The sequence below is a fragment of the Nocardia sp. No.11 genome (genome assembly GCF_038752175.1).
In the GTDB taxonomy this organism is placed as follows: Bacteria; Actinomycetota; Actinomycetes; order Mycobacteriales; family Mycobacteriaceae; genus Nocardia; species Nocardia canadensis.
The window spans coordinates 1-26,508 of sequence record NZ_JBCGFB010000086.1; the positions used below are offsets into that span (position 1 = coordinate 1).

The 26,508-nt window shown below is 69.0% G+C and carries 25 protein-coding genes; 8 read left to right on the top strand and 17 right to left on the bottom strand.

Translation table 11 applies throughout. From position 1 onward, the window contains the following. The first annotated feature begins 136 nt into the window (after window positions 1–136). A complete protein-coding gene (locus tag V8688_RS22415) occupies window positions 137–1,300 on the top strand; it encodes a VWA domain-containing protein (protein WP_316575913.1) in 1,164 nt (387 codons plus the stop codon). Between the two features lie 56 nt (window positions 1,301–1,356). Continuing rightward, the gene (locus V8688_RS22420) at window positions 1,357–3,675 is read left to right on the top strand and encodes an ADP-ribosylglycohydrolase family protein (protein WP_218715843.1); all 2,319 of its coding nucleotides are present in this window, start codon (window positions 1,357–1,359) and stop codon (window positions 3,673–3,675) included. 32 nt (window positions 3,676–3,707) lie between these two features. On the opposite strand, the gene V8688_RS22425 is transcribed toward V8688_RS22420, so the two are convergent. The 12 genes from V8688_RS22425 to V8688_RS22480 form a co-directional block, all read right to left on the bottom strand. Then, the gene (locus tag V8688_RS22425; RefSeq protein WP_218715844.1) at window positions 3,708–3,914 is read right to left on the bottom strand and encodes a hypothetical protein; all 207 of its coding nucleotides are present in this window, start codon (window positions 3,912–3,914) and stop codon (window positions 3,708–3,710) included. A gap of 5 nt (window positions 3,915–3,919) precedes the next feature. Then, a complete protein-coding gene (locus V8688_RS22430) occupies window positions 3,920–4,588 on the bottom strand; it encodes an ADP-ribosyltransferase (protein ID WP_218715845.1) in 669 nt (222 codons plus the stop codon). Next, a complete protein-coding gene (locus V8688_RS22435; protein ID WP_342801625.1) occupies window positions 4,533–5,390 on the bottom strand; it encodes a hypothetical protein in 858 nt (285 codons plus the stop codon). Before V8688_RS22435 ends, V8688_RS22430 begins: the two co-directional genes overlap by 56 nt. A 440-nt stretch (window positions 5,391–5,830) precedes the next feature. Continuing rightward, window positions 5,831–6,136 carry a WXG100 family type VII secretion target gene (locus tag V8688_RS22440; RefSeq protein ID WP_342801626.1) on the bottom strand — a complete coding sequence of 102 codons (306 nt, stop codon included), beginning with the start codon at window positions 6,134–6,136 and terminating at the stop codon, window positions 5,831–5,833. Then, window positions 6,136–6,438 carry a WXG100 family type VII secretion target gene (locus tag V8688_RS22445; protein ID WP_342801627.1) on the bottom strand — a complete coding sequence of 101 codons (303 nt, stop codon included), beginning with the start codon at window positions 6,436–6,438 and terminating at the stop codon, window positions 6,136–6,138. The genes V8688_RS22440 and V8688_RS22445 overlap by 1 nt, the downstream gene beginning before the upstream one ends. Window positions 6,439–6,784: 346 nt before the next feature. Beyond that, window positions 6,785–9,304, bottom strand: a complete 2,520-nt coding sequence (locus V8688_RS22450; RefSeq protein WP_342801633.1) for an FtsX-like permease family protein — start codon at window positions 9,302–9,304, stop codon at window positions 6,785–6,787. A gap of 11 nt (window positions 9,305–9,315) precedes the next feature. Continuing rightward, window positions 9,316–10,092, bottom strand: coding sequence for an ABC transporter ATP-binding protein (locus V8688_RS22455; protein ID WP_218716249.1), 777 nt, complete (start codon window positions 10,090–10,092; stop codon window positions 9,316–9,318). Window positions 10,093–10,147: 55 nt separating this feature from the next. Beyond that, a complete protein-coding gene (locus V8688_RS22460; RefSeq protein ID WP_218716248.1) occupies window positions 10,148–11,062 on the bottom strand; it encodes a hydroxymethylglutaryl-CoA lyase in 915 nt (304 codons plus the stop codon). Then, window positions 11,059–11,229, bottom strand: a complete 171-nt coding sequence (locus V8688_RS22465) for a hypothetical protein (protein ID WP_218716247.1) — start codon at window positions 11,227–11,229, stop codon at window positions 11,059–11,061. Before V8688_RS22465 ends, V8688_RS22460 begins: the two co-directional genes overlap by 4 nt. Next, window positions 11,226–12,446, bottom strand: coding sequence for a CaiB/BaiF CoA-transferase family protein (locus V8688_RS22470; RefSeq protein ID WP_218716246.1), 1,221 nt, complete (start codon window positions 12,444–12,446; stop codon window positions 11,226–11,228). Before V8688_RS22470 ends, V8688_RS22465 begins: the two co-directional genes overlap by 4 nt. A gap of 52 nt (window positions 12,447–12,498) precedes the next feature. Next, entirely contained in the window at window positions 12,499–13,431 is a 933-nt protein-coding gene (locus V8688_RS22475) for a TauD/TfdA family dioxygenase (protein WP_218716245.1), read from the bottom strand. Window positions 13,432–13,528: 97 nt separating this feature from the next. Next, a complete protein-coding gene (locus tag V8688_RS22480) occupies window positions 13,529–14,299 on the bottom strand; it encodes a deoxyribonuclease IV (RefSeq protein ID WP_218716244.1) in 771 nt (256 codons plus the stop codon). Between the two features lie 87 nt (window positions 14,300–14,386). On the opposite strand from V8688_RS22480, the gene V8688_RS22485 reads away from it, so the two are divergent. The 3 genes from V8688_RS22485 (at window position 14,387) to V8688_RS22495 (ending at window position 19,579) form a co-directional block, all read left to right on the top strand. Beyond that, entirely contained in the window at window positions 14,387–15,583 is a 1,197-nt protein-coding gene (locus tag V8688_RS22485) for a serine/threonine-protein kinase (RefSeq protein WP_342801628.1), read from the top strand. Window positions 15,584–15,743: 160 nt separating this feature from the next. Continuing rightward, entirely contained in the window at window positions 15,744–17,558 is a 1,815-nt protein-coding gene (locus V8688_RS22490) for a serine/threonine-protein kinase (RefSeq protein ID WP_218716243.1), read from the top strand. 5 nt (window positions 17,559–17,563) lie between these two features. Beyond that, window positions 17,564–19,579, top strand: coding sequence for a protein kinase (locus V8688_RS22495; protein WP_342801634.1), 2,016 nt, complete (start codon window positions 17,564–17,566; stop codon window positions 19,577–19,579). 10 nt (window positions 19,580–19,589) lie between these two features. On the opposite strand, the gene V8688_RS22500 is transcribed toward V8688_RS22495, so the two are convergent. Both V8688_RS22500 and V8688_RS22505 read right to left on the bottom strand, forming a co-directional pair. Beyond that, on the bottom strand, window positions 19,590–20,426 hold the full coding sequence (locus tag V8688_RS22500) for a GNAT family N-acetyltransferase (RefSeq protein WP_342801629.1): 837 nt from the start codon (window positions 20,424–20,426) through the stop codon (window positions 19,590–19,592). 53 nt (window positions 20,427–20,479) lie between these two features. Beyond that, a complete protein-coding gene (locus tag V8688_RS22505) occupies window positions 20,480–20,767 on the bottom strand; it encodes a hypothetical protein (protein WP_342801630.1) in 288 nt (95 codons plus the stop codon). Between the two features lie 252 nt (window positions 20,768–21,019). Between V8688_RS22505 and V8688_RS22510 the strand changes: the two genes are divergently transcribed. After that, window positions 21,020–21,634: a hypothetical protein gene (locus V8688_RS22510; RefSeq protein WP_218716241.1), complete on the top strand. Its 615-nt coding sequence runs from the start codon at window positions 21,020–21,022 to the stop codon at window positions 21,632–21,634. 51 nt (window positions 21,635–21,685) lie between these two features. Here the strand turns inward: V8688_RS22510 and V8688_RS22515 are convergent, their stop codons facing one another. Together V8688_RS22515 and V8688_RS22520 are read right to left on the bottom strand one after the other, a co-directional pair. Beyond that, complete coding sequence (locus V8688_RS22515) at window positions 21,686–22,813, bottom strand: acyl-CoA dehydrogenase family protein (RefSeq protein ID WP_342801631.1); 1,128 nt, start codon at window positions 22,811–22,813, stop codon at window positions 21,686–21,688. A gap of 9 nt (window positions 22,814–22,822) precedes the next feature. Then, entirely contained in the window at window positions 22,823–23,995 is a 1,173-nt protein-coding gene (locus V8688_RS22520; RefSeq protein ID WP_218716239.1) for an acyl-CoA dehydrogenase family protein, read from the bottom strand. A gap of 197 nt (window positions 23,996–24,192) precedes the next feature. On the opposite strand from V8688_RS22520, the gene V8688_RS22525 reads away from it, so the two are divergent. Further along, window positions 24,193–25,029: a hypothetical protein gene (locus V8688_RS22525; protein WP_218716238.1), complete on the top strand. Its 837-nt coding sequence runs from the start codon at window positions 24,193–24,195 to the stop codon at window positions 25,027–25,029. 98 nt (window positions 25,030–25,127) lie between these two features. Here V8688_RS22525 and V8688_RS22530 read toward each other — a convergent pair whose 3' ends face one another. Next, complete coding sequence (locus V8688_RS22530; protein WP_218716237.1) at window positions 25,128–26,039, bottom strand: SMP-30/gluconolactonase/LRE family protein; 912 nt, start codon at window positions 26,037–26,039, stop codon at window positions 25,128–25,130. Between the two features lie 179 nt (window positions 26,040–26,218). Here V8688_RS22530 and V8688_RS22535 point away from each other — a divergent pair. Further along, on the top strand, window positions 26,219–26,508 hold a 290-nt coding region (locus tag V8688_RS22535; RefSeq protein ID WP_342801632.1), incomplete at its 3' end, for an alpha/beta fold hydrolase.

Genomic DNA, 26,508 nt, shown 5'->3' on the forward strand with positions numbered 1-26,508 from the left:
ATCGACCCGGTGCGCGGGCAGCTCGCCCTGCGCGCCGCCACCGCGATCCTCGGCGCCGCCGGATGACCCGGCCCGGAGCGCGGGCGGCAAGCCCGCTGCCACAGCACCGCCCGCTCGATCACCAGGAGCAGCCCGCATGACCGATATCGACGACAACCATTCGCGCCGTTGGCGGCTCGTTCTCGGGCAGGCCGCGCAGGAACAGCTCGGCGGCCTGTCCTCGGGCCCCGACCAGGCGATGGACCAGGCCCTCGGCGCCCTCTACAACACCGGCGAGGCCGGCGGATCGACGAAGCGGTCCGGCGGACTCGGCGGTTCGGCGCCCCGGGTGGCGCGCTGGCTCGGCGACATCCGCACCTACTTCCCCGCGACCGTGGTCGAGGTGATGCAGCGCGATGCCGTGCAGCGGCTCAACCTCACCCAGCTGCTGCTCGAACCCGAACTGCTGGAATCGGTGGAACCCGATGTGCACCTGGTGGGGACGCTGCTCGGCTTGAACCGGGTGATGCCGGAGACCACGAAGGCCACCGCCCGGATGGTGGTCGAGAAGGTGGTGCGCGAGATCGAGCAGCGCATCGCGGCCAAGACCGTCGCCGCGGTCACCGGCGCGATCAATCGCTCGGCCCGCACCCACCGCCCGAAACTGCGCGACATCGACTTCGACCGCACCATCCGCAAGAACCTCGCCAACTACCTGCCCGAGCATCGCACCGTCGTGCCGGAACGGCTCGTCGGCTACGGGCGCAAGGCGCAGTCGATCCAGCGCGACGTGGTGCTGGCGATCGATCAATCCGGCTCGATGGCGGCCAGTGTCGTCTACGCGTCGGTCTTCGGCGCGGTGCTGGCGTCGATGCGGTCGCTGAAGACCTCGCTGGTGGTGTTCGACACCGAGGTCGTCGATCTCACCGACCAGCTCAGCGACCCGGTCGACGTGCTGTTCGGCACCCAGCTCGGCGGCGGCACCGACATCAACCGCGCCATCGCCTACTCGCAGTCGCTGATCACCCGGCCCACCGACAGCCTGTTCGTGCTCATCTCCGATCTTTACGAGGGCGGCGTGCGCGAGGAGATGCTGCGCCGGTGCAACGCCATGAAGGAGGCCGGCGTCCAGGTGGTGGTCCTGCTCGCGCTCTCGGACGAGGGCGCGCCCGCCTACGACCACGACAACGCCGCCGCGCTGGCCGCGCTCGGCATCCCCGCCTTCGCCTGCACCCCGGACAAATTCCCCGATCTGCTGGCGACCGCCCTCGATCGTGGCGACCTCACCCATTGGGCCGACACCCACGCTCCCGCCGTGTAGTACCGCGAGTTTCGCTAGGCTGCGAAGCGATCGGGTTCGGTGAACGGGGTGAGGCGATGTTGCGGCGCGGGGAGGTGTTCGCCGGGTTCGTCATCGAGCGGGAGCTGGGGCGCGGTGGGATGGGCGCGGTGTACGCGGCCCGTGATCGGCGGCTGCCGCGGCTGACCGCGCTCAAGCTCATGCACCGTGACCTGTTCACCGACTTCGAGATCCGCACCCGGTTCGAACGGGAAGCGGACCTGGTCGCGCAGCTGGATCACCCGAACATCATCACCGTCTACGACCGTGGCGTCGACGAGGAACAGCTGTGGATCGCCATGCAGTTCGTCGACGGGGTCGACGCGGCGGCGGTCCCGGTGCCGCAGTTCGGGATCGAGCGGATCGCGCAGGTGGTCACCCAGACCGCGAGCGCGCTGGACTACGCGCACCGCCAGGGCGTGCTGCACCGCGACGTGAAACCGGCCAACATCCTGCTCTCGCGGACCGCGGGCGTCGGCGCCGGCTTCGACGAACGCGTGCTGCTCACCGACTTCGGCATCGCGAAACTCCTCGACGACACCGGCGGTCTCACCCGCACCGGCCAGTTCACCGCCACCATCGCCTACGCCTCGCCCGAACAACTCAGCAGCGCGCCCCTCGACGGCCGCGGCGACCAGTACTCCTTGGCCTGCACCGTGTTCCGACTGCTCACCGGCACCGGCCCGTTCGACGCGCCCAACCCGGCCACCGTCATGCTCGGCCATCTCAACGCCGTGCCGCCACGAGCCAGCACCCGGCGTTCCGCCTTGCCGCCGGCGGTCGACGCGGTGCTGGCCAAGGCGATGGCCAAGGATCCGGCGCGGCGCTTCCCCACCTGCGCCGATTTCGCGGCCGCGCTCACCGAATCCCTCACGCGCCGAGGGTCTGCCCCCAGTTCGTCAGCCACGCCCCGGACCTCCGTCTCCACCGGTCACGCACCGGACCACCGATCCGGCACCGACTTCCGCGGCCGTGGTGCCGGACCGGCTGGCCACCCCGATGCACCGCAGACCCGGCGCAACACCGCATCGGATCCGGCCCGCCGGTCCGAGCCGACAGCACGCGGCGCGACATCCGCGGACGGCCGACCACGCATCGACATCCGGCACCCGGCGCGGCACCCCGGCTCTCCCGCTCGCACACCGGTTTCCGGTTGGCACGACCCCGAGCCCCGGCGCGAACACACGCACCGCAGCAGCGACGCCGTGGTCAGCGCCGGGTCGGTGTGGCTGAACGCGGTGCACGGTTGCCTGCTCGGCGGCGCGATCGGCGACGCGCTCGGCGCGCCGATCGAGACCAGAACCCTGCGGCAGATCCGGGACCAGTACGGCCCGGACGGTCTCACCGACACCGATCCACTGCGGATCTCCGAAGAGACGCAGCTGACCGCGTTCACCGTGGAGGCGTTGATCCGCGGCTCGGTGCGAGCCAGAGCCAAGGGTATCGGCGGGGCCACCATGGGCCTGCTCCAGCAGGGCATGCTCGTCTGGCTGCGCGGCCAGGTGGTCGACCTGCCCGACCAGCCCTTCGCGCTGCACAGCTCACTCAGCGGCCACCCCGAACTGATCGAGCAACGGGGCGTGGCGAATTCGGTGTACACGGCCCTGCTCCAGGCTGCGGCAAGGCGTGCGCCAGCCAGCCCGCTTGGCACCCGCGATCAGCCGATCAACGCTTCCAAGGGCAGTGGCGCGATGATGGGAGCCGCGCCCTGCGGATTCGGCTACGCCGCCGACCGTTCCGGCGCGGCCATCGGCGCGATCTTCGAATTGGGTTGCGACGCTGCCGCCCTCACCCATGGCCACCCCAGCGGCTGGCTGCCCGCAGGCACCCTCTCAGCACTGATCTACCGGCTCTCGCGGGGCGATGACACCGCGACCGCGCTGGGCCGCGCGCAAGCTGAACTCGCGAGCTATCCCGAGCACGGGGAAACCTCGGCCGCACTGGACAAGTGCATTGCACTGGCGGGCGCGATCGCGCGCGCCGGTCGGGCGCCTGCCCCGGAGGAGGTAGAGTCCCTCGGCCGAGGCTGGATCGGCCCCGAGGCGCTGGCCATCGCGGTCTTCGCCGTGCTCGCAGCCGAATTCCGCGGTGGCGCACCACACGACATCGTCCGCACCGGACTCCTGCTGTCGGTCAACCACTCCGGCGACAGCGACGCTGTCGGTTCCATCGCCGGCAGCCTCCTCGGCGCCCGCTACGGCCGCGCCGCCCTCCCCCATCGCTGGGCCGACACCGTCGACGCGGGCGCGGTCCTAGGCCGCCTGTCCACCGACTACTGCACAGAATTCGGCCTCACCCCACCCCGCGACGCCCACGGCCAACCCACCGACGACTGGTTCGACCGCTACCCGACATGACCTGGCGACCGCCGCATCTCTATCTGCTCGATTCACCGGTTTCGGTCGAACTCGGTACCGCTCGTGTCGTCCCAAAACTTGGGGCCTAGCATGACACGGTCATTGGGATCGATCGCATCCCGCTTTTTCTTAGCTTCTTCGAACATCTTCCGGTATTTGGCAAGCTCTTCTGGGGTGGGCGCCTCGACGCCAGCCTCTTCCGGCGTGGAGAACGTCTTTCCTGCTACTCTTTCGCTCATCTCAGTCACCTCTCTGCCATCTTGATGATGGTCTTCCCACTACTATCCACGTAGTTATCTACGACATAGAATTTGGAGCCTGGGCGAAATAGTACCTCAGCCTCGTCTGCAGCATTTGGAATGCGACTATACTGTTCGATATCCTTCCCAGTTTTCGACGCTATTTCAAATTGAACGTTTCCGGGAAACGACCCGGAAGAATTCCTTGAAGTGCTCACGAATGCATCTTCGGTTATCACCTCACCTGGCTTATATTTTGCAATGACATCAGCCGGTAGGTCGGTGCCGCGATATACCACGCCATCATAATTTGGCAACTTAGAGAGAGCCGTGTCGATGTCATTGATCTTCGCCTGCTGCGTGGCGTCCGCGTTACCTTCCCGTAAGGCTGCATTGAGTTGTTTGTAGCCCAATGGACCCAGATCCTCCTCCGTGTAGTCCCCGATCGCATCGATGTCCTTCTGGGAAAGCTTAGACTTCGGTGCAGCCTTGAGCTTCTCTACCAGCTTAGTCGTCAGATCCTTGATCCGTTGGACAGTGTCTTTGGTCTTCGTGGTGATGCGCTCAACTGCGACAGCGGTCTTGAGTTTGCCAGCCCTGATGACGGCGCGGATGAGGTCAACGAATCTGTCGATAGCTTTGGCTGTTTTCGCAGCGGCCAACGCCGCACCCACCCCGGAAACTGACGAATGAAGTAGCCACGGCGATGGCGGCGTTGATGGCGATCTCTTCGAGCAGCGCCTTGCCGAGGTCTTCGAGTGTCTTTCGGAGCTGTTCGCGCAGGTCGTCATGGGCTTGTTTTTGGTCGCGGCAAGCTTGGGCGATTTCGCCGTAGGCCCCTGAGATGTCAGAAGCAGCAGTCTTGAGTTCGCGTAGGTCTTCATCTATGAAGTTGGCATCAGGGGAGGTGACCTGGTCGAACATGGCTGCTACGCGTTCGAGTTCGGTGGCGACCGCGGTGACCGATTCATGGGTGGCCATGGCGTTCCACAGGTCGGCTGCACGGGAGAGCTTGCCGGTATCGCCGTCTGGGATAGGGATGCCGACCTTGGCGGCGAGTTCGAGTCCGTCGTCAACGATGCCGCGTCCGTCGCCGCCGGCCGAGGTCGGGAGCGTGAAGATTAGTTGATCGAGGCTTCCAGTGAATGCAGGGTTCAGAGTCGGCAGCTGGGGTTCAGGCACACCCGAAGCTGGGTTGTGGTCGGCGAGCGCGTGGTTGTATCCAGCCTGGTTGAGTACACTGGCGTAGCCATCGAGGGCAAGGACCATGTCCAGCGACATCTTCCAAAGTTCCCTCGCCCGAGTATCGTAGGAGTCTGCCCACGTCTTCCCGTCGCCCACGCTGCCGGCCATGCCGGAAGTTTCTTTCAGTGAATACATGCCACTTTGGAATGCGGTCATTAGACCGGACGCAGCGGTATTGCAGGCAGTCGCGGCATCGTAGTAGACCTGGGGCGCGACATCGAGGACGGTCATCGCAAGCCTCCGCTGGCGCGCACGGCGAGCGCGGTCGCCGCTTCGCAGCTGAATCGCTGATGGCTGGCGCATATGGAGTTGATACCCGCTGCAACGTCCCGTGTGCCCGTGATCCGTTGAGCAAAGGTGTCATTGCCAAGGAGGACCGACTGACCAGTCCTGCATGCTCGGACACGCGTGGCGTGTTGCAGGATTCCGGCGTGGTCGGCAACGAGGAAGCTGGTGAATCCGGCTACGCGGGTAGTGATTTCGTCGAGTTCGGTAGCGGCGACCCGTAGCGGTTCAGCCATGAAGTGTTCCCCCCTGTGGATTGTGGCAGGTCGAACGAACTGGTGTTGGTGGCGCGGCTGGTGGTCGAATCGGCCGAGGGCATCAAGAATTCGACGAATCGCCAATCACAAGCTTCCGATCCCACCACCACGAGAATCGGCCCTCGACGATCATGCTCGTCCCAGCATTTCAAGGTTGGCCGCGATGGCGGCCGTATACCGGTCATATGCCGCCTGGACCGCTTGGCGCATCGTGTCGATGCCTTCGGCTACATCGGTTGCGCCGGTTGCCCAGTCGCGGAAGGCTTCGGCTTGCGCGTCGGCTGCCGCGCCTGTCCAGTTCTGCTGTACGGCTGCGATCCGTTGCTGCAGGCCGTCGAGGCTATCGTTGAGGAACCCGACGAACCCGCTCACACGGGCAACCATCTGTTCCAGTTCGGCGAGGTCAGCGCGGAAAGGTTGGGCGTTGTCTGCCATCACAGATTCAGTCTGTGCACGGGACTCACTGCAGCGGATGTGGCCGCCGCGTTCGATACGTCCTGGTCTTCGAGGGTCTTTGTGGTGACGCCGAGCAATTCGGCCATGATGCTCAACGCGTCGAGCACCGAGTCGGCGCCGACCTTGGTTTCGGTCCAGCCTTCCGAGAAGGTGTCAGCTGATGTTCCGCGCCAGCTGTTCAGCAATGCGGTGATCTCGGTATCGAGCGATGTCAGGCCGTTGATCAGGGATTCTGCGACCTGCTGAACGTACTGACCAGCATCGGTGACCTCGTCTGGCACCAACGCGAAGTCTTTGCCTGACTCGGATGGTGTCGTTGCCAGATCCCTCCCCGTTTAGATTCACATCCTGGTGCCGCGTCCACGCCTAGCCATTGTGGGCCATCAACATACGATCCCCAACCGGTGTACCACACGACAGACGATCGACCAGCTACGCGGTCGGCTGAATGTTCACGCCAGTCTCTCATGCACCGATCGCTCATACCAACCGAGTCTCAGCGAAAGGAGCGACCGCGCTGATTGCTACCCGGCATAGCCCGGGATCGCTGGAGCCACTGGCCGCCCCGCACCACGCATTCGGCCCCCGGCGGAACGAATCCACCAGGGGCCGAAGCGGCTACGACTCCTACAAGTCCGCGATGGCGGCCAGTGGGGGTGTGCGGGCCGCGCGGACGCCGGGCCAGACGGCGGCCAGGACGCCGACGATGCCGGAGGCGATCAGGACGGTGACCAGCTGGGACCACGGGATGGTGATCTGGTCGATGCCCAGGTCGCGCAGGGTGCGCAGGAAGCCGACGCCCAGGGCGATGCCGAGGACGAGGCCGACGATGGCGCCGAAGATCGCGATCAGCATGGATTCCAGGTAGATCGTGCGGCGGACCTGGGCACGCTGGGTGCCGACGGCGCGGAGCATGCCGATTTCGCGGCGGCGCTCCACCACCGACAGGGCCAGGGTGTTGATGATGCCGAGCACCGCGATCACCACGGCCAGGGCGAGCAGGCCGTAGAGGATGGCCAGCAGGGTGTTGATCTGCTTGCCCTGGGCGCCCTTGAACTGCTCGTGGTCTTGCACCTGCACCACGACGAACGGCTCGGTGGCCTTCTCCAGATTCGTCCGCATGGCGGTGAGATCGCTGCCGGGCGCCGCCTTCACCAGTACGAAGATGTTGGTGCGCAGGCTCTGCGGCATCAGCTGTTCGTAGACGCCGGGGTCGACGACCATCGGGCCCAGCAGCGGCGAGTTGGCGTAGATACCGCCCACGGTGAGCTCGAGCTGCTTGTTGTCCAGGCTGGTGATGCCGACCTTGTCGCCGACCTTCCAGCCGCGCTCGGTGGCCTCGGTCTCGTCGACGAGCAGCCCGTTCGGGGCGATCGTGGTGGACCCGCTGAGCACGTCGATGTCCATCACCGGGTCGATCGGGCCGTCGGGGGAGGTGGCGCCGATCTGTTCCTTGCCGACCTTGAAGGCGACCACCCGGATCCCGGTGACATCGCTGATGCCGGGCACCTGGGTGCGCACCGCGTCGACCGCGCCGATCGGCGCACCGATCATCTGCGGACCGGCGAGCACGTATTCGGCCTTGACGCCCTTGTCGATCAGCACGCCGACGCTGGTCTTGGCCGAGGCGCCGAGAATGCCGATCGCCGAGACCAGCATCAGGCCCAGCGTCAGCGCGAACGCGGTGGCGGCGGTGCGGCGCGGGTTGCGCACGGCGTTGTTGCGGGCCATCTGGCCGATCGCGCCGAACGGGCGGGTGAGCACGCCGAGCACGAGCACCATCGGCCGCGACAGCGCGGGCGCGGCCAGCAGCACGGCCAGGATCAGGCCGAGCGCGCCGATGCCGACGGTCACCGCCGAGCCCTTGCCGGTGCCCTGGGCGCCGACGTAGACCAGCACCCCGCCGACGACCGCCATCACCGCGCCGACGACGGTGCGGATCCGCAACGAGTCACCGGCACTGGCGAATTCGGACCGCATCGCCTCCACCGGCGGCACCTTCGCGGCCCGCCGGGCCGGGGCGTAGGCACTGGCGACGGTGACGATCAGGCCGACCAGCAGCGCCACGATCGCGGTGCGCGGCAGCACCGTCAGCGACCCGGTGGGCAGACCCAGATCGAAGGCGTTGAGCAGCGCCGACAGGCCGAAGGCCAACCCGATGCCCGCGAGCAGGCCGAGCACGCTGCCGATCAGGCCGATCACGACGGCCTCGCTGACCACCGAGCGACCCACCTGCCTGCGGCTCGCGCCGATCGCCCGCAGCAGCGCCAGTTCGCGCAGCCGCTGGGCGACGATCATCGAGAAGGTGTTGTAGATGATGAACGTGCCGACGATCAGCGCGATCGCGCCGAAGGCGAGCAGGAAGTAGTTGATGAAGGTGAGCGCCTCGGAGATCTGCTTCTTCATGTCCTCGCGGACCTCGTCGGCATTCTGCACCTTGTAGTTGGGCAGCCCGGCGGCGAGCTGGTCGCGCAGGTCGTCGGCCGAGACACCCGGCGCCGCCGCGATATCGGCGTAGGCGACGTGCGAGCCGTCGGTGAACAGCTTGCGGCCCTGCGGCTCGGTGAACATCACCGCGACCACACCGCCGCCCTCGGTGCCGGGCATCTCGTAGATGCCGGTCAGGGTCACCTCGAACGGGTCGCCCTTGGACGGGATGAGCACCTTGGTCTTGTCGCCGACCTTCAGCCCCGCTTTCTCGGCGCCGCTGGTGTTGAGCGCGATCTCGCCCGACTGCGTGGGCGGAGCGCCGGCGACGAACGTGTTGGGCTCCTCGACCGACTGTTCCGGCGGCAGGTAGGACAGGCCGAAACTCGGTGCGCCACCGGTCTGTACGGCCTTCTTGCCGTCGGGTTCGAGCAGCACCACCGGGCCGTTGACGGCGGGCGCGACCCGGGCGACGCCCTCGGTCTTGGCCAGCGCGTCCACGATATTGGTCGGCAGGCCCAGCGACTGCTGGTCCTTGGGGCCGACGCGCACGTCGACACCCTGGGCCTGGCCCTCGAAGATGCCGTCGAAGGTGCGCTGCAGGGTGTCGGTGAAGACGAACGACCCCGAGATGAAGGCGGTGCCGAGCACCACCGACAGCAGGGTCAGGGCCAGGCGCACCTTGTGCGCGGCGAGATTGCGCAAGGCGACCTTGCGCATCGGGTTGCTGCTCACTTGGTCTCCAGCGCCTTCATCCGGTCGAGGATGGAATCCTGGGTCGGGTCGCGCAGTTCGTCGACGATGCGGCCGTCGGCGAGGAAGACCACGCGATCGGCGTAGGCGGCCGCGCGCGGATCGTGGGTGACGATGACGACGGTCTGGCCGAACTCGTCGACCGAGGCGCGCAGGATCGAGAGCACCTCACCGGAGGAGTGCGAGTCCAGGTTGCCGGTCGGCTCGTCACCGAAGATGATCTCCGGCTTGCCGACCAGGGCGCGGGCGCACGCGACGCGCTGCTGCTGGCCGCCGGACAGCTCGGAGGGCCGGTGATCGAGGCGGTCGCCGAGGCCGAGGCGCTTGACGACGGTGTCGAGCCATTCCTGGTCGACCTTGCGGCCCGCGATATCGAGCGGCAGGGTGATGTTCTCCAGCGCCGTCAGCGTGGGCACCAGGTTGAACGCCTGGAACACGAAACCGATGCGGTCCCGGCGCAGGGCGGTCATCTGTTTGTCCGACAGCCCGGTCAGCGCGGTGTCACCGATGCGGACCTCGCCCGCGCTGGCGCTGTCGAGCCCGGCCAGGCAGTGCATCAGCGTGGACTTGCCCGAGCCGGAGGGGCCCATGATCGCGGTGAACTCGCCCTTGGCGAAGTTCGCCGACACCCCATCGAGGGCCTTGACCTGGGTGTCTCCCGATCCGTACAGCTTGACCAGGTCTTGTGCGGCGGCCGCGATCTCGGTGTCGGCCGCCGCGTCGACGGCCTCGGTGCCCATGGCGTGCGAAGTCATGGTGTCCAGTCTGTCTGTCCGCCGGGAACCGCGCCATCCGGGATCCCCCCGATACCTACCGGATGACCCACTCGAACGCCGCGGCCGCCGAGCGCGCGCCTTCGGCGGCGCGGGAGCGATTGGGTTCGCCGAGGTCGGCGAGCAGTTCCTCGGTGAGGCCGACCAGGCTTGCCAGCGCGTCCGGGGTGAACCAGTCGGGGCGGGTGGCGAACAGGATGTCCTCGGAGGCGGTGTTGCCGCTCGCGCCGGGCGCGAACGGGCAGCCGCCCAGGCCGCCGAGCGCTCCGTCGACCATGGTGGCGCCCGCCGCGACGGCGGCGAGGGTGTTGGCCACGCCCATTCCCCAGGTGTCGTGGCCGTGGAAGACGATGCGGCGCGCCGGGGTGGTGTCGCGGACGGCCGCGACCAGCGCGCTCACCTGGCCGGGGTGCGCCTGGCCGAGGGTGTCGGCCAGGACGATGTCGGCGGCGCCCTCGGTGCGCGGGTCACGGGCGATGCCCAGCACCCGTTCGGGGTCGACCGGGCCGTCGAACGGGCAGGTGAAGCTGGTGGCCAGGCACAGCTGGATCGCACCGCCCGCCTCGCGCGCCAGCCGGATCGCGTCGGGCATCGCGGCCACCGACGCCTCGGTGTCGCGGCCGATATTGGCCTTGTTGTGGGCGTCCGACGCCGAGAAGCAGTACTGGAAATTGCGCGCGCCCGCCTCCGCCGCCTTCTCGATGTGGCGCGGGGTGGCCACCCAGACCCAGCATTTCGCCAGTTCGTCGGGGGTCAGCGCGGCGATCAGCTCGAGCGAGTTGGCCATCGGCGGCACCAGGTCCGGCCGGGCCATCGAGCCGATCTCCAGCGCGGGCACGCCCGCGGCCAGCAGCCGCCGGACGACGTCGATCTTCTGGTCGGTCGGCAACACCTTGCCGGTGAGCTGCAAGCCGTCACGCAGGGTGACATCACGCAGCAGCGGCGCGGTCATCGCCGCTGGTCCGGTTCCTGAACGGGCACGCACATCACCCCGCCGCACGGCTTGTCGCCGACACTGGCCGGGGTCGGATGCACGGTCGGGCGCACGTGGCCGGGACCGCGCTGTTCCCACTTGCTGCGCACCGGTGGGCGGCGTCTGCCGTGTACTCGCCTGCTCACGATGCCTCCAGCGCGTCGATCTCGTCTTGCGTCATCCCGAGCAGCTCGCCGAGCACCTGGGCGGTGTGTTCACCGAGGTCGGGGCCGACATTGCGAATCGGCAGCGACTGTCCCCCGATCACCGGGACGATGCCGGGGAACCCGACCTGTTTGGGTTGCGGCTCGCCCACGTCGACGGGGAACGACTGGATCATATTGCGTGCGCGGTACTGCTCGTCGGCCACGATGTCGGCGGCGGTGTAGATCGGGCCGCACGGGATGGCCGCGTCGTCGAGGATCTTCAGCGCCTCGTCACGGGTGTGCTCGATCGACCACTGCGCGATCGAGGCGTCGAGACGTTCCCGGTGGCGCCAGCGCCCGGCGTTGTCGGCCAGTTCGGGGTCGGCGGCCAGGTCGGGACGGCCGATGACCTGCATGTAGCGCTGGAAGATGGCGTCGCCGTTGCCGCCGATGATGATGCTGTAGCCGTCGCTGGTCGGATAGGCGTTGCTGGGCGCGATGCCTTCCATCCGGCCGCCGACCCGCTCCCGGTTGATGCCGTAGGCGAGGTGGTCGGGGACCAGCGATTCCATCACCGACAGGATCGACTCGTTGAGCGCGACGTCGATGATCCGCTCCCGCTGCGGCACCTCACCGCTGACCCGCTCGCGCTGGAACAGCGCCATCACGGTGCCGAACGCGGCGTAGATGCCCGCGATCGAATCGCCGATCGACACGCCGACCCGCACCGGCGGGCGGTCCGGGTCGCCGACGAGTTCGCGCAGGCCGCCCACGGCCTCGGCGACCGCGGCGAATCCCGGACGCGCGGCCATCGGGCCGGTCTGGCCGTAGGCGGAGATGCGGGTGATGACCAGCTTCGGGTTCACCTCCTCGAGCACCTCGGGGCCGAGGCCCCATTTCTCCAGCATGCCGGGCCGGAAGTTCTCCAACAGCACGTCACAGTGCCGCAGCAGATCGAGCACGATCGCCCGGCCCGCATCGGTGCGCAGGTCCAGCACGATCGACTTCTTGTTGCGGTTGACCGTGCGATACAGCATGGAGGTGTCGCCACCGTAGAGCCGCCAGTTGCGTAACTCGTCGCCCGTGCCCGGGCGTTCCACCTTGATCACCTCGGCGCCGAAGTCGCCCAGAATACGTCCGGCGGTGGGAGCGGCCACGTAGTTGCCGAGTTCCAGGACGCGCACTCCGTCCAACGGCCGAATAGACTTTTCCGCCACCCCGAGACTCTAGCGTGCCGCCCGGACCCGCACGGGCGGCAGCCGCTCCGACTCAGCTCGCGAGCCGGGTCACCTCCTCGACGACGGAGTAGTGCTCGGCGTTGCCCTCGATGACGGTGCTGGTCCGGCCGTCGACGCCGACCGGGATGTCACCGGCGAGGGTGATGCGGGTCAGGCGGCGGGGCTGGCTGTCGTAGTCGTCGATGGCGTAGTGCTGGGTGGCCCGGTTGTCCCAGATGGCGACGTCGCCGTCGGACCAGGTCCAGCGGGTGGTGTTCTCCAGGCGGGTGACGCGGTCCTGGAACAGGCGGAACAGCGCCTGCGACTCGCTGGTGGACAGGCCGACGAAGTTCTTCACGAAGTGGCCGAGCAGCAGCGCGCGCTCGCCGGTCTCCGGGTGCACGCGTACGACCGGGTGCTCGGTCTCGTAGTAGGTGGACTGGAACTCCGCGCGGTACTCCGCGCTCTTCGGACGCAGCGGCTCGACATTGCGGGCGGCGTAGTCGTAGACGTTGGTGTGCACGGCGCGCAGGTTCTCGGCGAGCAGCTTCAGCGGTTCGGGCAGCGAGTCGTAGGCGGCGACGGTGGAAGCCCAGGTGGTCGAGCCACCGTAGGTCGGTAGGTACTCCGCGCGCAGGATGGACGCCTTCGGGATGCGGTCGACGAAGGTGACATCGGTGTGCCAGGAGTTCGCGCGGCCGGTCTCGGAGTCGATGGCCAGGCTCTTGACGCCCTGCGAGGTCACCGTCGGGTGCGGGGTCGTCGGGCTGCCCAGCAGCTGCGCGAACTCGTGCTGGCCGTCCTCGGTGAGGTGCTGCTGGCCGCGGAAGAAGATGACCTTGTGCTCGTTGAGCGCGCGGCGGATGGTCGCGACGGTCGCCGCGTCCAGGTCACCCCCCAGACGGACGCCGTCCACCTGGGCGCCGATGTGGGCGCCGAGCTTGGTCACCGTCAGGGTGGCGGGGGTGGCGTGGTCGACCGTCATGGGAGATCACCTCTGTCTTGTGGAACGGTTGGTAGGCGTCAAGCACACCGCGAAATCCGTTCGACAGACAGGTTTTCCCTCCGGGTGATCGGAACCGTCAGCCCAGGTTCTCCCGCAGGTAGGCGAGGTCTTCGGCGACGCCCTCGGCCGGGGTCTCCAGGATGACCGGGGCGCCCGCCGTGCGGCAGACCTCGGCCAGCAGCTGCGGGTCGATGGTGCCGTCGGCGAAGTTGGCGTGGCGGTCGGCGCCGGAGTCGAACTCGTCCCGCGAGGAGTTGAGGTGGACCAGGTCGATGCGCCCGGTGATGGCCTTGATCCGCTCGACGACACCCACCAGTTCCTCGCCGCCCGCCCAGGCGTGGCAGGTGTCGAGGCAGAAGCCGGCGCCGTAGTCGCCGACCGCGTCCCACAGCCGCGCGATGGAGTCGAAGTGCCTGGCCATCGCGTGATTGCCGCCCGCGGTGTTCTCGATCAGGATCGGCACCGCGAAGCCGCCCTTGTCCTGCTGACGTTCGAACAGCTTGCGCCAGTTATCGATTCCGGTGTCGAGCTCGGCGTCGGAGCGCACATGCCCGCCGTGCACGACCAGGCCGAACGCGCCGAGGTCGGCGGCGGCCTTCGCCTGCTGGGCGACCGCGTTGCGCGAGGGCATCCGCAGCCGGTTGTTCAGGCTGGCCACATTGATCTGATAGGACGAGTGCACGACGACGTCGATCGGGCTGGCCAGGATCTCGGCGGCCTTGGGGTGCGGCTGCGGTTTGTCCCAGCTCTGCGGATCGACCACGAACAGCTGGATGACCTCGGCGCCGAGCTTCTCGCCGAAGCCGATCGGATCGCTCTCGTCGCGAACGTGTGCTCCAATGCGCATGACGCCACCCTAATCCGCGGCACCGACAGCATCGGCGGATGTTGCGAAGCGGGGGCGTCAGGAGATACATCGGTAGAATTTCGACGGGTGCTCTGCCCTGGAGGGGGTGACTTCGCGGTGTTGCGCAAAGGCGACGTGTTCGCCGGGTACACGATCCGGCGCGTGCTCGGCCACGGCGGCATGGGCGTGGTCTACCTGGCCCGGCACCCCCGGCTGCCCCGGCTCACCGCGCTCAAGCTGCTCAGCCGCGACCTGTCCGCCGACGACGAGATCCGCCACCGCTTCGAGCGCGAAGCCGACCTGGTGGCCCAGCTCGAGCACCCGAACATCGTCAACGTCTACGACCGCGGCAACGACGACGACCAGCTGTGGATCTCCATGCAGTTCGTGGCGGGGACCGACGTGGCGACCGCCGATGTCAACGTGCTGACGCCGGGCCGCGCCGTACAGATCGCCGCCGAGACCGCGACGGCGCTGGACTTCGCGCACGCGAGCGGTGTCCTGCACCGGGACGTGAAACCGGCCAACATCCTGCTCGCCAAGCCGCCGATCGGGCGCCCGGAACGGGTGGTGCTCACCGACTTCGGGATCGCGGCCGTGCGCGACAGCGAGACGACGCTGTCCTCGGCGGGCAGCATCACCGCCACCCTGGCCTACGCGGCGCCGGAACATCTCGCCGGGGCACCGCTGGATCACCGCGCCGACCAGTACTCGCTGGCCTGCACGCTGTTCTGGATGCTGACCGGAACCGTGCCGTTCCCGGGCCCCAACCCGGCGGCGGTGATCCAGGCGCACATGAGCAAGCCGGTGCCGCCGCTGCGCAGCCTGCGTCCCGACCTGCCGTCGACCCTGGACACCGTGCTGGCCAGAGCCACCGCGAAACAGCCGGGTGCGCGTTACGACAGCTGCGCGGAGTTCGCCCAGGCCGCCAGGGCCGCGCTGTACGCGGTCCCCGGCCCATGGCAGCACCAACAGCATCAGCAGACCGCGACCGGGGTGGTGCTGCGCGCTCGCGAACAGTATCCACAGCAGCCCTATTCACGACCGGCCACGCCGCCGCGGCCGTATCCGCACGCTTCGCCGACGACGCCGGCCCAGCCGCATCCCCAGGCGCCGCCACCGTCGCCGCCCGCCCCTCCGTATCCGCCCACACCGCACCCGGCGACCGGCGGCACCATCGTTCCCCCGCGGCGCGGCAACCAGCGGCCGGGCACCATCGATTTCCCCGGCGGCCGTAACCATCCCGGCTATATCGTGCCGCCCCGATCACGGCGACCACCGTGATCGGGGCATCCTGGTCGGTCGCTTCGCTGGCCACCGTCCGCGCGGTCACCGACTGCTAAGGTTTCGTTGAATTTTCCGTGGCGGGCCACCCGGCCGCGGCTTTCTTGCTGTACGCGCGTGCGCTGGTGGGTCCCGGCGCACGGCGGGAAGTGGAGCAGACATGCTGGCCAACGGAGATGTCTTCGCCGGCTACGTCATCGAACGGCAGCTCGGCCGTGGTGGCATGGGTTCGGTCTATCTGGCCAAGCACCCGCGCCTGCCGCGGATGACGGCGCTGAAGTTGCTCAACCGCGAGATGTTCTTCGATCAGGAGGTGCGGGCGCGATTCGAACGGGAGGCGGATCTGGTCTCGCGCCTGGATCATCCGAACATCGTCACCGTCTACGACCGCGGACTCGACGACGAACAGCTGTGGATCTCGATGCAGTTCATCGACGGCATCGACGCCGCCTCGGTGGACCCGCAGACGCTGCCGCCCGCCCGCGCGCTGCAGATCGTCAAGGAGACCGCCGACGCCCTGGACTACGCGCACGGCATGGGCGTGCTGCACCGGGACGTGAAACCGGCCAACATCCTGCTCGCCCGCTCCGGCGCGGGCCGCGGCGAACGGGTCTACCTCACCGACTTCGGCATCGCCCGGCTGCGTGATGACACCGGTCATCTCACCCAGACCGGCACCTTCACCGCGACCCTGGCCTACGCCTCCCCCGAGCAGCTGACCGGCGCCTCACTGGATCACCGCTCCGACCAGTACTCGCTGGCCTGCACGCTGTTCTGGCTGTTCACCGGGTCGGGGCCGTTCGCGGCCACCAATCCGGCCGCCGTCATCCAGGGCCACCTCCAGCAACCGCCGCCGCCGCTGAGCAGTGTGCGGCCGGGGCTGTCCTACGCGCTCGACGGTGTGCTGGCCAAGGCCATGGCCAAGCGCCCCGACGACCGTTTCGACTCCTGTTCGGATTTCGCGAACGCCGCGATCACCGCGCTCAACAACCCGAGCGCGCCCGCGCTGCCGATCGTCGGCCAGCGTCCGACCACGGGCGGCGCGATCCCGGTGACCGGTGGTCCGCGCCCGACGACCGGCGGCGCGATCCCGCAGACCGGGTCGCCGTATCCGCTTGCCGGGCAGGGCCCGATGACCGGGGGCCCGATGGGCACCGCCACCCAGGGCCCGATGACCGGCGGTCCGATGACCGTCGGCCCGATGACGGCCGGCCCGATGGCCAACCAGTCGCCCTCACCGCTGACCGGTGGCGCCGCGACGCAGCACCCCTATACCCAGCAGTCCCGGCCGCAGTACCCGACGCCGCCCGGACCGCCGCGGCCGCCGACGAACAACTTCACCCAGTACCCGCAGGGCCCGCGACCGCCGTCGAAGTCGAATACCGGACTGATCGTCGGCATCGTCGTCGCCGTGGTCGTGGTGCTCGCGCTGCTGATCGGCATCGGCATCGCGGTCGGCGGCGACGATTCCGGCGGCGGCGGCTCCACGACGACCAGCGCGGCGGTGGGCAAGCACGTCACCCCGAACGCCGACGCCATCAGCGCCGAGTTCGGCCGGATGGTGCCCGCGAATGTCGACGGCGACACCGGCTACAACGGCGCCTCCTGCTGGGAGACCGACTCCAGCTACACGCCCTCGCCCAACGACGGCGACCCCGACTTCGGTTCCTGGGCCTGGCAGTGGCGCTGCTACGACGGCGGCGGCAGCGGGGGCGACGATCCGTTCTACCGGATCTACGTCTACAACTCGGCCGCCGACGTGCAGGCGGTGATCGACGGCCTGCCGACCAACACCAAGTCGGTGGACACCAACGGCGGCAAGCAGTACACCAACTACAAGTACACCGACAACGGGAACAAGATCATCACCCAGTTCACCGGTGACCCCGATCGCGCGCAGTTCCTGATGTTCACCGACGGCTACGGCAAGGCCGACGAGGTACTGCGCTGGTGGCGTTCGGCCCCGCTCAACTGATGTCGATGCTCGACGAGAACGACGTCTTCGCCGGATACACCATCGAGCGGCTGCTCGGCCGCGGCGGCATGGGCTCGGTGTATCTGGCGCGGCATCCGCGCTTGCCCCGGCGCACCGCGATGAAGCTGCTGAACCGGGAACTGTTCGACGACACCGAGATCCGGGCCAGGTTCGAGCGCGAAGCCGATCTGGTCGCGCAGCTCGAGCATCCCAATATCGTCACCGTCTACGACCGCGGCGTCGAGAACACCCAGCTGTGGATCTCGATGCGCTACATCGACGGCGCCGACGCGGCCTCGCTGCCCGCCCCGGTCGCACCGGCACGGGCGGTGCGCATCGTCGCCGAAACCGCCGCGGCGCTGGACTTCGCGCACAGCCGCAGCGTGCTGCACCGCGACGTGAAGCCGGCCAACATCCTGATCGAACCGGTCGACGGCGCGGAACGCGTCTACCTCACCGACTTCGGCATCGCGCGCCTGCACGACGACAACGCCGCCAAGCTCACCCAGACCGGAACCTTTACCGCCACGCTCGCTTTCGCCTCGCCCGAACAGCTCTCCGGCATCGCGCTGGACGGTCGCGCCGACCAGTACTCGCTGGCCTGCACCCTGTTCCGGCTGCTCACCGGCACCACGCCGTTCGAGGCGAGCAACCCGGTCACGGTGATCCAGGGCCACCTGCAACAGCCGCCGCCCCGCGCCAGCGCGCTGCGCGCCGAGCTGCCCGCGGCCTTGGACGCGGTGATCGCCCGCGGCATGGCCAAACGGCCCGACGAGCGCTTCGCCACCTGCGCCGAATTCGCCGCCGCCGCCGGACAGGCGCTGGCCGATCCCGGTGCGGGACAACCGTTCCCGACCTCGGCGCAGACCAGGACGTACCCACCGAACTCACCGTTCACCCCGGCTCCTGGATTCCCGATCGCCGGAAACGGGGTATCCGGGCCGAATTCCCTTCCCGGAGCGGGTAACCCGTCCTGGTCGGGCGCGCAGTCCGCGCCGGGCCTGCGGCAGCCGTCGTGGCCGAGCGGTCACCAGGCATCGTCGCCCGGCATCCAGCAACCGTCCTGGCCGGGGGCACAGCAGCTTTCGTCACCCGGCATCCCACAGCCCTCCTGGCCTGGCGCGCAACAGTCTTCGTCGCCGGGGAGCCCCCAGCCGTCGTGGCCCGGCGCGCAACAACCGTCGTGGGCGGGCGGGCAGCCATCGCCCGCATCGGGGATGCCGCGGTCGTGGCAGGGCGGCTCCGCGAACGGGGCGGCCGAGCGTCCGCGCGACGGTGCGCCGCGTGCCGAGGGCGCTCGATCGAAGATCGCCGACGACTACCTCGGCCGCAAGCGGGAGTCGCGCTGGCAGGCGTCGCCGGTGGGCTGGGCCGCGCTGATCATCCTGCTCGGGCTGGTGATCTGGATGATCGTGAACGTGCTGAGCGGTCCGGACGACACCACGTCGAGCGCGCCGCCGGTCGAGACCACCGAAACCCCGGCGCCCACCACCACCTCCGCCGCCCAGCGCCCGTCGAGCACCACGCCGACCACCAGCGACCGCAAGGTCATCGGCGCGAACGCCGCCCAGCTCAGTGAGCAGTTCCCGCGCATGCTCCCGCAGACGAGCGCGAGCACTCTGGTGCACGCGGGCTCCGGGCTGGGCAACGCCGGCTGCTTCGCCTACGACCGCGCCTCCGCCAGCCGCGACGACGACGATGCCGACATGGGCGACTGGCTGGTCATGTGGCACTGCTTCGGCGGCGGCAACAAGGCGTCCTACGAGTTCTTCCTCTATCCCTCCGCCGAGGAGGCGAAGCAGGCGGTCGCGGCGCTGCCTGCCAACGACGCCCGCGCCGCGACGCACACCGGGCACAGCTACACCAACTTCGTCCTGCACGGCAGCCAGCCGAGGTCCCCGCGCATGGTCACCCGCTTCGATGCCGACCCGGCCCGCGCCGCGATGCTCATGTACAGCCGCGGGTTCATCGCCGACGAGGCGCAGATGCTCGCGTGGTGGCAGGCCGCGCCGCTGACCTGAGCGGCGGGCCCTAGCTCGCGGCGGTCAGCGTGTAGTGGACGAAGTCGCGGACCGGTTGGTAACCGATCTCCTGGTAGATCTTGTTCGACGTGGGGTTGGCCAGATCGGTGAACAAACAGGCATCGGTCCCCTCCGCCCGGATGACGCCGGAGACGGCCGCGGTGAGCGCGCTGGCGAAGCCGTTGCCACGCCGTTGCGGTGGCGTGTAGACGGGCCCGACTCTGGCCCAGCCGAGGATCTCGGTCTGCCGGGCGACGAACGCCACCGGTTCGCCGTCGCGTTCCCACAACCACCACAGACCGGACTCGATCCGGTTCCGCATGCCCGCCTCGTCCAGGCGCGGCGGGTCACCGATTTCGGCGTAGAAGGCCTCCACGAAGGCCCTGCACACGGGCAGATCGGCCGCCGTGGCCAGACGTGGCTTGCCGGGAGCGTCGGGCACGGACAAGATTCCGAGCCGGAACAGCCGCGCCGAGTACAGCGCGGCGAAGGAGCCACCGGCGACAGTCGTCCAGTGCCGGGCGAAGGCCTGCGCCGCGGCCGCGACACCTTCGACGCTGATCAACGCGGGTTCGTCGGCGAGGAAGGCCTCGGCCACCGCCGAGATACTGTGCGCGGGCAGTTCACCGAGGTACACCCGCCCGCCGAAGGCACTCGTGGCGACACCGACGACACGGGACGCGTCATCGCGCACCATCAGGAATCGCGTCGCCGCGCCACCGGCGCGGCCGCCGAGCTGGTTGGCGGCAGCGGTGGCGATCACCGTATGCCGCAAGGGGTCTAGACGGAGAAATTCCTCCGCGTCGGCCAGGAAGTGGGCGGTGTCGCCGGTGATGTCGATACGCACGCCATCGACGGTAGGTCGCCGATCGGCGGATCGCAGCTGGATTTTTCGGCTACTCAGTCCTTTTCGCGCGCGTCACGATCCGTGCGCAGCTTCAGCAGGATGAGGCCCGCGGTGCAGGCCAGGATCAGGCCCGCGACGGTGATCTCCACATGCAGGCCGGCGATGCCGAGCCCGGCGCCGACGAGTCCGCCGACGAAGAACAACCAGCCCATGACCCGTGCGACGACCGCGAGAGCGCGGTTGCCCGGCGGGTTCGACAGTGCGTGCTGAACATTTGCCACGGCGGCCGAATCACTGTTCGCCGCTGCGGTTTCCAGCCGGGGTGTCGAGTAAGCTCCCATCAGATTCTCCTCGATGACGCCGATCAGATTCTTGCTTCGCGCAGACATCGCGCGTCGGGGTTCGTTCCGGGCGTCTCATGCGTAACTTTGCTCACACACGCTACGACTCGGCGACGCCGATCGCGCGCGACACGTCCCCGCGACACGCTGACGAAATCAATCCGATATCTGAATCAATAATGTTTAAGATAGGCTCTTTGCCCCGACCTGCACTACTGTGAGGCGACTCGAAGCCGACGAGGAGTGCACGCGATGGATGACAGCAGGACCAAGCTCGTAGGTCCGGCAATCGCTGTTGGCGCGGTATCGCTCGGACTGATCATCATCGGTGCCTGCGGTGTCGGACAGCAGGATGTCTACGTTCCGCCGCCGCCGCTGAACGCCGATCTGGCCGCCGCGCCCGCCCGGATCGCCGACGAGACCACCACGACGACCACCCGGGTGTCGATCCCGCCCTCCCCCACCTGGCGGATCGCCCCGTATATGTCGCCGCGCAAGCCGTTCAGCCTCAGCTCCACCGAGACCTCGCCGTCGGAGCCGCCCGCCGAGGGCGAGACCACCGAGTCCAGGCCGTCGGAGCCGACCACCGAATCGCGGCCGCCCACGACCACGTCCGACGACCACACGACCACGCCGAGCACCACCACCCGGCCGATCCCGACCCTCACCACCCCGCCGCGGATCCGGCCGACAGTCGACGACGAAGAAGCCGCCGAGCCGGACTATCCGACGACGCATTCCCACGACAACACCACCACCGTCGCGCCCGTCGCCCCCGCCGACACCGGCGCCACCCCGACACCGGTGGTCACCACCGAAGCGCCGACCACCACGGCCACCCCGACGACGACCGACGACGAGCGCTGACACAGCGACGGTGCGCACCCGACCGGGGCACGCACCGTCGCGGTCGACGCGCTACAGCTCCGGCAGGTCGTAGCCGCCGACCCGGTCGGCCAGAATCCGCCGATGTTCCAGCGCCCCACCGAGCGTCTGCCCGATCGCGGTGAGCCGGGCGACGTAGTGGCTCACCGGATACTCCGCCGTGACGCCGATGCCGCCGTGCATCTGGATCGCCTCCTGCCCGATATGTTCGGCCGACTTGCCGACCTGCAACCGCGCCCGTGAGGCCACCACCGGATCGTTGCCGCCATCGGCCAGCGCCGCCGTCGCGAACAGGCTCATGCTGCGGGCCAGCTCGAGGGAGACGTAGCAGTCGGCGGCGCGCTGGGTCAGCGTCTGGAACTTCGACAGCGTGACGCCGAACTGCTTGCGGGTCTTGAGGTACTCGGTGGTCAGGGTCAGCGCGATCTCCATCGCCCCGACCGATTCCGCGCACAGCGCCGCCTGCGCGTACCCCTGCACCAGCGCGATCTGCTCGGCCGCGTCGACGGTGTCGCCCAACAGCTCACCGGCGGCGCCGTCGAAATCGAACTGCGCGCCGCGCCTGCCGTCGAAGGTGCGGTAGGCGCGCTTGGTCACCCCGGTCCCGGCCGGGTCCACCAGGAACAGGCCGGTGCCGCCGCCGGGCAGCACCGCGCTGACGATCAGCTCGTCGGCGACATCGCCACGCAGCACCGGGTTCTTGACGCCGGTCAGGGTGTAGCCGTCGCCCTGCGCGGCGGCGGCCGTGGTGATCTCGGTCGAGGGCCAGCGCTGACCGGGCTCGGCGTGGGCGAAGGCCAGCAGCTTCTCCCCCGCGGCGAGCGCGGGCAGCAGCCGACCACGCTGCTCGGCGCTGCCGGTCAGCTTCAGCAGCTCCGCCGGGATCACCACCGCGTCGAGCACCGGTTCCGGGGCGAGCGCGCGACCGAGCTCCTCCTGCACCAGCATCACCTCGACCGGGCTCGCGCCGACGCCGCCGTCGTCCTCGTCGATGGTCAGGCCGAGCACGCCCAGATCGGCGAGCTGCTTCCACACCGTGCGGTTCCAGCCGGGGTCGGTCTCGCCCGCCTTGGCCAGCGCCTCGCCGTCGTAGAACCGGTGCAGCAGTTCGCGCACGGTGTCGCGCAGCATCGTCTGTTCTTCGGTGAGTTCGAGATCCATGTCAGCGCCTCACAATCCGAGGATCGTGGAGGACACGATCGAGCGCTGGACCTCGCTCGAGCCTCCGTAGATGGTGACCTTGCGGTAGTTCAGATAGCCGGGGCCGGTGTGCTGGGCCCAGGCGGGCGAGGCGATGCCCTCGGCGTCGACCGGAAGCGCGTCGGCGCCGGCGATGTCGAGCAGCAGTTCGGTGGCCGCCTGCTGGAGCTCCGAACCGCGCAGCTTCAGCACCGAGGAGGCCGGATTCGGTTTGCCGTCGGCGGAATTGGAGACCACCCGCAGCTGGGTGAGTTCCAGGGCGAGCAGCTCGTTCTCCAGCTCGGCCACCCTGGCCGCGAACACCGGGTCCTCGAGCAGCGTGCCGTGGCCGGTCCTGGTCTGGCGCGCATAGTCTTTCGCGAGCCCGATCTTGACCTTGGTCTTGCCGACACCGGTGATGCTGGTGCGCTCGTTGCCGAGCAGGAACTTGGCGTAGGTCCAGCCCTGGTTCTCCTCGCCGACCAGCTGATCGGCGGGCACCCGGACGTTTTCGAAGAAGACCTCGTTCACCTCGTAGCTGCCGTCGATCAGCTTGATCGGGCGCATGGTGACACCGGGCGATTTCACGTCGAAGAGCAGGAAGGAGATACCCGCCTGCTTCTTGGGCGCGTTCGGGTCGGTGCGCACCAGGCAGAAGATCCAGTCGGCGTACTGGCCGAGCGTGGTCCAGATCTTCTGGCCGTTGACGATGTAGGAATCGCCGTCGCGGACCGCGGTGGTGCGCAGCGAAGCCAGGTCGGACCCGGCGTCGGGCTCGGAGAAGCCCTGGCACCACCAGATGTCGAGCGCCGCGGTCGGCGGCAGGAAGCGCTGCTTGAGCTCCTCGGACCCGAACTGGGCGATCACCGGGCCGACCATCGAGGCGTTGAAGGTCAGTGGCTCGGGGACCGAGGCCAACTGCATCTCGTCGAGCCACAGATGGCGCTGCATCGGCGTCCAGTCCTTGCCGCCCCAGGCCACCGGCCAGTTCGGCACGGCCAGGCCGTGGTCGTTGAGGATCTTGTTCGCGGTGACGATGTCGTCGCGGGACAGCTCGTGGCCGTACTTGACGCGGTCACGGATCTCGACCGGAATCTCGGTCTTGTAGAAATGCCGGAGCTCGTCGCGGAAGGCGACCTCATCAGAGGAAAGGGCTAACTTCATCCGGGTCTCCCAGCGTGGTTGGTAGCCGTCGAGAAAAACCTACCCCCGAGTAAACGCCAGTGTCGACTACATCACACCCGCCCGTGTTCAGCGCCCGTGGCGCCGCACCCGCCGGTGGCTCGGCGACCCCACCGTCGACCTGGTACGTTGCCAGACGAGCCGGGGAACCGGCCTCGAACATCCACGAGGAGTCACGGGTGAACGGCAGATCCATCGCAGGCAGGGCAGCGGCGGTCACCGCGGCGAGCATCGGCGCGCTGGCACTGCTGGCCACGACCGCCGGCGCGACCCCCACCCCGCTCGACGAGGGCATCACCCACCTGTCCGAGATCGCGGGCGAGGACACCGCCGCGCAGGCGGGCGTCCGCGCGCTCGACAGCTTCACCGAGATCGTCGGCAGCGACCGGCTGCGCGACATCTCCGCGCAGTTCATCCCCTTCAGCTACGCGGCGCCGACCTTCGGCTGCGGCAGCAACGGCCCGATCACCACGATCATCGCCGCCGCCACCTTCGAGGGCCCCGGCCCACGCACCGAGACCAGCATGGCCCCCGGCGACATCCGGTTCAGCGCCAGCCCGCGGCACACCGGCTTCGCGCTGGCGTCCGGCCTGAGCGTGGCCTGGGTGAATGTGAACACCGGCCAGAGCGGCATCGTCCCGCTCGACGACCAGACCGAGTTCCAGCTGCCGTCGCTGGCCAAGACCGTGCACAGTGGCGCGGGCACCGTGATCGCGTCGATGTGGGGCACCATCGACTACCCGGGCGCGCGCTGCGTGATGACGCCGACCGTCGGCACGTTCGTCGTCCCGGATCTGCCGGTCCAGGCCACCGAGGCGCCCGCGGCGCCGCCCGCGCCCGAACCGCAGGCCACCAGCCCCGGTTCGGGTGAGTCGTCCTCGGGTGCGCCGAGGTCGCAGGCGCCCGCCCCGGAGACCCCCGCTCCCGCCCCGGCTCCCGCACCCGCCGAAGCACCGCGGACCACGCCGGCGCCCGCGCCGCAGAACCCGCCGTCCGCGCTCACCGTCGGCGGCTGATTTCCCCACAACGACCCCGACTCGTCGTGGCGGTGGATTCCGCGCGGCGACACGTGGGGAGCCTTGGGCGTCAACAGGTATGGTGCCGCCGGTTCGGTTCAGCCCAGCGGACGGATGCGGAGCACGGTCCCTTCCTCGGAGCCGGCCAGCAGTGCCGTGGGATCGGCGGGGTCGGCGACGACCGCGGTCAGCGGCTGGGTCGCGAGAACGGTGCAGGTGGCGCCCGTCCTGGGATCGACGCGGACGAGGTGTCCGGCCAGCGTGGTGACGTAGAGCGCGCCGTCGCGGACGACCAGGTCGTCGACGAAATCGGGCAGGGTGCCGAAGGACGTCAGGTCGGCGACCGTGACGCTGTCGGCGGGATTGGAGCGCGACAGCCGCAGGACCCGGCCGACCGGCGCGCCGCCGGTGGCGACGAAGTTGGCGGTGACATAGACCGAATCACCGGCCACGACAACACCGTTGGGCCCGTCGACCTTCACCGCGGCCCACCACTCCATGTCCTCGCTGCCGTCGCGGCGCAGCCGGTGCACGCCGTTGCCCGCGGTGACATAGAGGTTGCCGTCGGCGTCGAAGGCGGCGCCGTTGGGCTGGGTGAAGCCGGTGGCGAACGGGGTCGGCACCGGAGTCGCGGCCTCGGGGTCGAAACGGACGATCCCGCCCGCACCCGACAGCGGCGAGTTCCCGGTGACCACGTAGAGCAACCCGTCGGGGCCGAGGCGGACAGCGCCGGGCGATGGCACCGCGACGGTGGCGGTCAGTCTGCCCTCGCGGTCGTAACGCTGCACCTCACCGCGCATGACCCGGGCGACCCACAGGTTCCCCGCGCCGTCGAGGCCGAAGTTCTCCGACCAGTCCAGCAGCGGCACGCTCGAGCGGATCGCGACGTCCTGGCCCGCCCGGCCGCACTCGGCCACCGGCGCCGCGCCCGCGGTGCCCGTGCCGAGCGAGGCGGTGGTCACGACGGCCGCGCCGACGACAACGTGGGCGACGCAACGGCGGAACGACATGGCAGACCTCGACTCTGTTGACCCAGCTCGACGCGCGAAAGTCTAACGGCTACCAACCGGTAGTGGGGTGTCCACACTGCGCAACCGATCGCGCCGGTACCACGCATCGTGCACAACGCCGGTCCGCGCGCACGGCTCCTGTAGCGCACGACAATTCGTCCGGCCGTCATAATCGGTCGGTGCCCTACTTCGACAGCGCCCGTGGCCGGCTGCACTACCGGCGGTGGCCGGTGCGGCGTGTCGCCGCGACGCTGGTGCTGTTGCCCGGCACCGGCCAGCACAGCGGGCACTATCACCGCTTCGCCGATCTGCTGCGCCCCGGCGGAATCGAGCTGTGGACGCTGGACACCGCGGGCCAGGGCCTGAGCGAGGGCGATCCGGCCGCGCCCGGCACCGTCGCCGAACTCGCCGCCGATGCCGCCGGGCTGCTCGCCGAGGTCGCCGCGGCGGGCGTCGCGGCGCCGGTGCT

What these genes read in the sequence shown, in the direction of transcription:
- V8688_RS22425 (WP_218715844.1), bottom strand. Translation starts at nt 3,914, where the DNA reads ATGAGCGAAAGAGTAGCAGGAAAGACGTTCTCCACGCCGGAAGAGGCT.
- V8688_RS22415 (WP_316575913.1), top strand. Translation starts at nt 137, where the DNA reads ATGACCGATATCGACGACAACCATTCGCGCCGTTGGCGGCTCGTTCTC.
- V8688_RS22515 (WP_342801631.1), bottom strand. Translation starts at nt 22,813, where the DNA reads ATGGATCTCGAACTCACCGAAGAACAGACGATGCTGCGCGACACCGTG.
- V8688_RS22420 (WP_218715843.1), top strand. Translation starts at nt 1,357, where the DNA reads ATGTTGCGGCGCGGGGAGGTGTTCGCCGGGTTCGTCATCGAGCGGGAG.
- V8688_RS22480 (WP_218716244.1), bottom strand. Translation starts at nt 14,299, where the DNA reads ATGCGCATTGGAGCACACGTTCGCGACGAGAGCGATCCGATCGGCTTC.
- V8688_RS22440 (WP_342801626.1), bottom strand. Translation starts at nt 6,136, where the DNA reads ATGGCAGACAACGCCCAACCTTTCCGCGCTGACCTCGCCGAACTGGAA.
- V8688_RS22435 (WP_342801625.1), bottom strand. Translation starts at nt 5,390, where the DNA reads ATGACCGTCCTCGATGTCGCGCCCCAGGTCTACTACGATGCCGCGACT.
- V8688_RS22460 (WP_218716248.1), bottom strand. Translation starts at nt 11,062, where the DNA reads ATGACCGCGCCGCTGCTGCGTGATGTCACCCTGCGTGACGGCTTGCAG.
- V8688_RS22505 (WP_342801630.1), bottom strand. Translation starts at nt 20,767, where the DNA reads ATGGGAGCTTACTCGACACCCCGGCTGGAAACCGCAGCGGCGAACAGT.
- V8688_RS22455 (WP_218716249.1), bottom strand. Translation starts at nt 10,092, where the DNA reads ATGACTTCGCACGCCATGGGCACCGAGGCCGTCGACGCGGCGGCCGAC.
- V8688_RS22510 (WP_218716241.1), top strand. Translation starts at nt 21,020, where the DNA reads ATGGATGACAGCAGGACCAAGCTCGTAGGTCCGGCAATCGCTGTTGGC.
- V8688_RS22450 (WP_342801633.1), bottom strand. Translation starts at nt 9,304, where the DNA reads ATGCGCAAGGTCGCCTTGCGCAATCTCGCCGCGCACAAGGTGCGCCTG.
- V8688_RS22520 (WP_218716239.1), bottom strand. Translation starts at nt 23,995, where the DNA reads ATGAAGTTAGCCCTTTCCTCTGATGAGGTCGCCTTCCGCGACGAGCTC.
- V8688_RS22495 (WP_342801634.1), top strand. Translation starts at nt 17,564, where the DNA reads ATGCTCGACGAGAACGACGTCTTCGCCGGATACACCATCGAGCGGCTG.
- V8688_RS22530 (WP_218716237.1), bottom strand. Translation starts at nt 26,039, where the DNA reads ATGTCGTTCCGCCGTTGCGTCGCCCACGTTGTCGTCGGCGCGGCCGTC.
- V8688_RS22490 (WP_218716243.1), top strand. Translation starts at nt 15,744, where the DNA reads ATGCTGGCCAACGGAGATGTCTTCGCCGGCTACGTCATCGAACGGCAG.
- V8688_RS22475 (WP_218716245.1), bottom strand. Translation starts at nt 13,431, where the DNA reads ATGACGGTCGACCACGCCACCCCCGCCACCCTGACGGTGACCAAGCTC.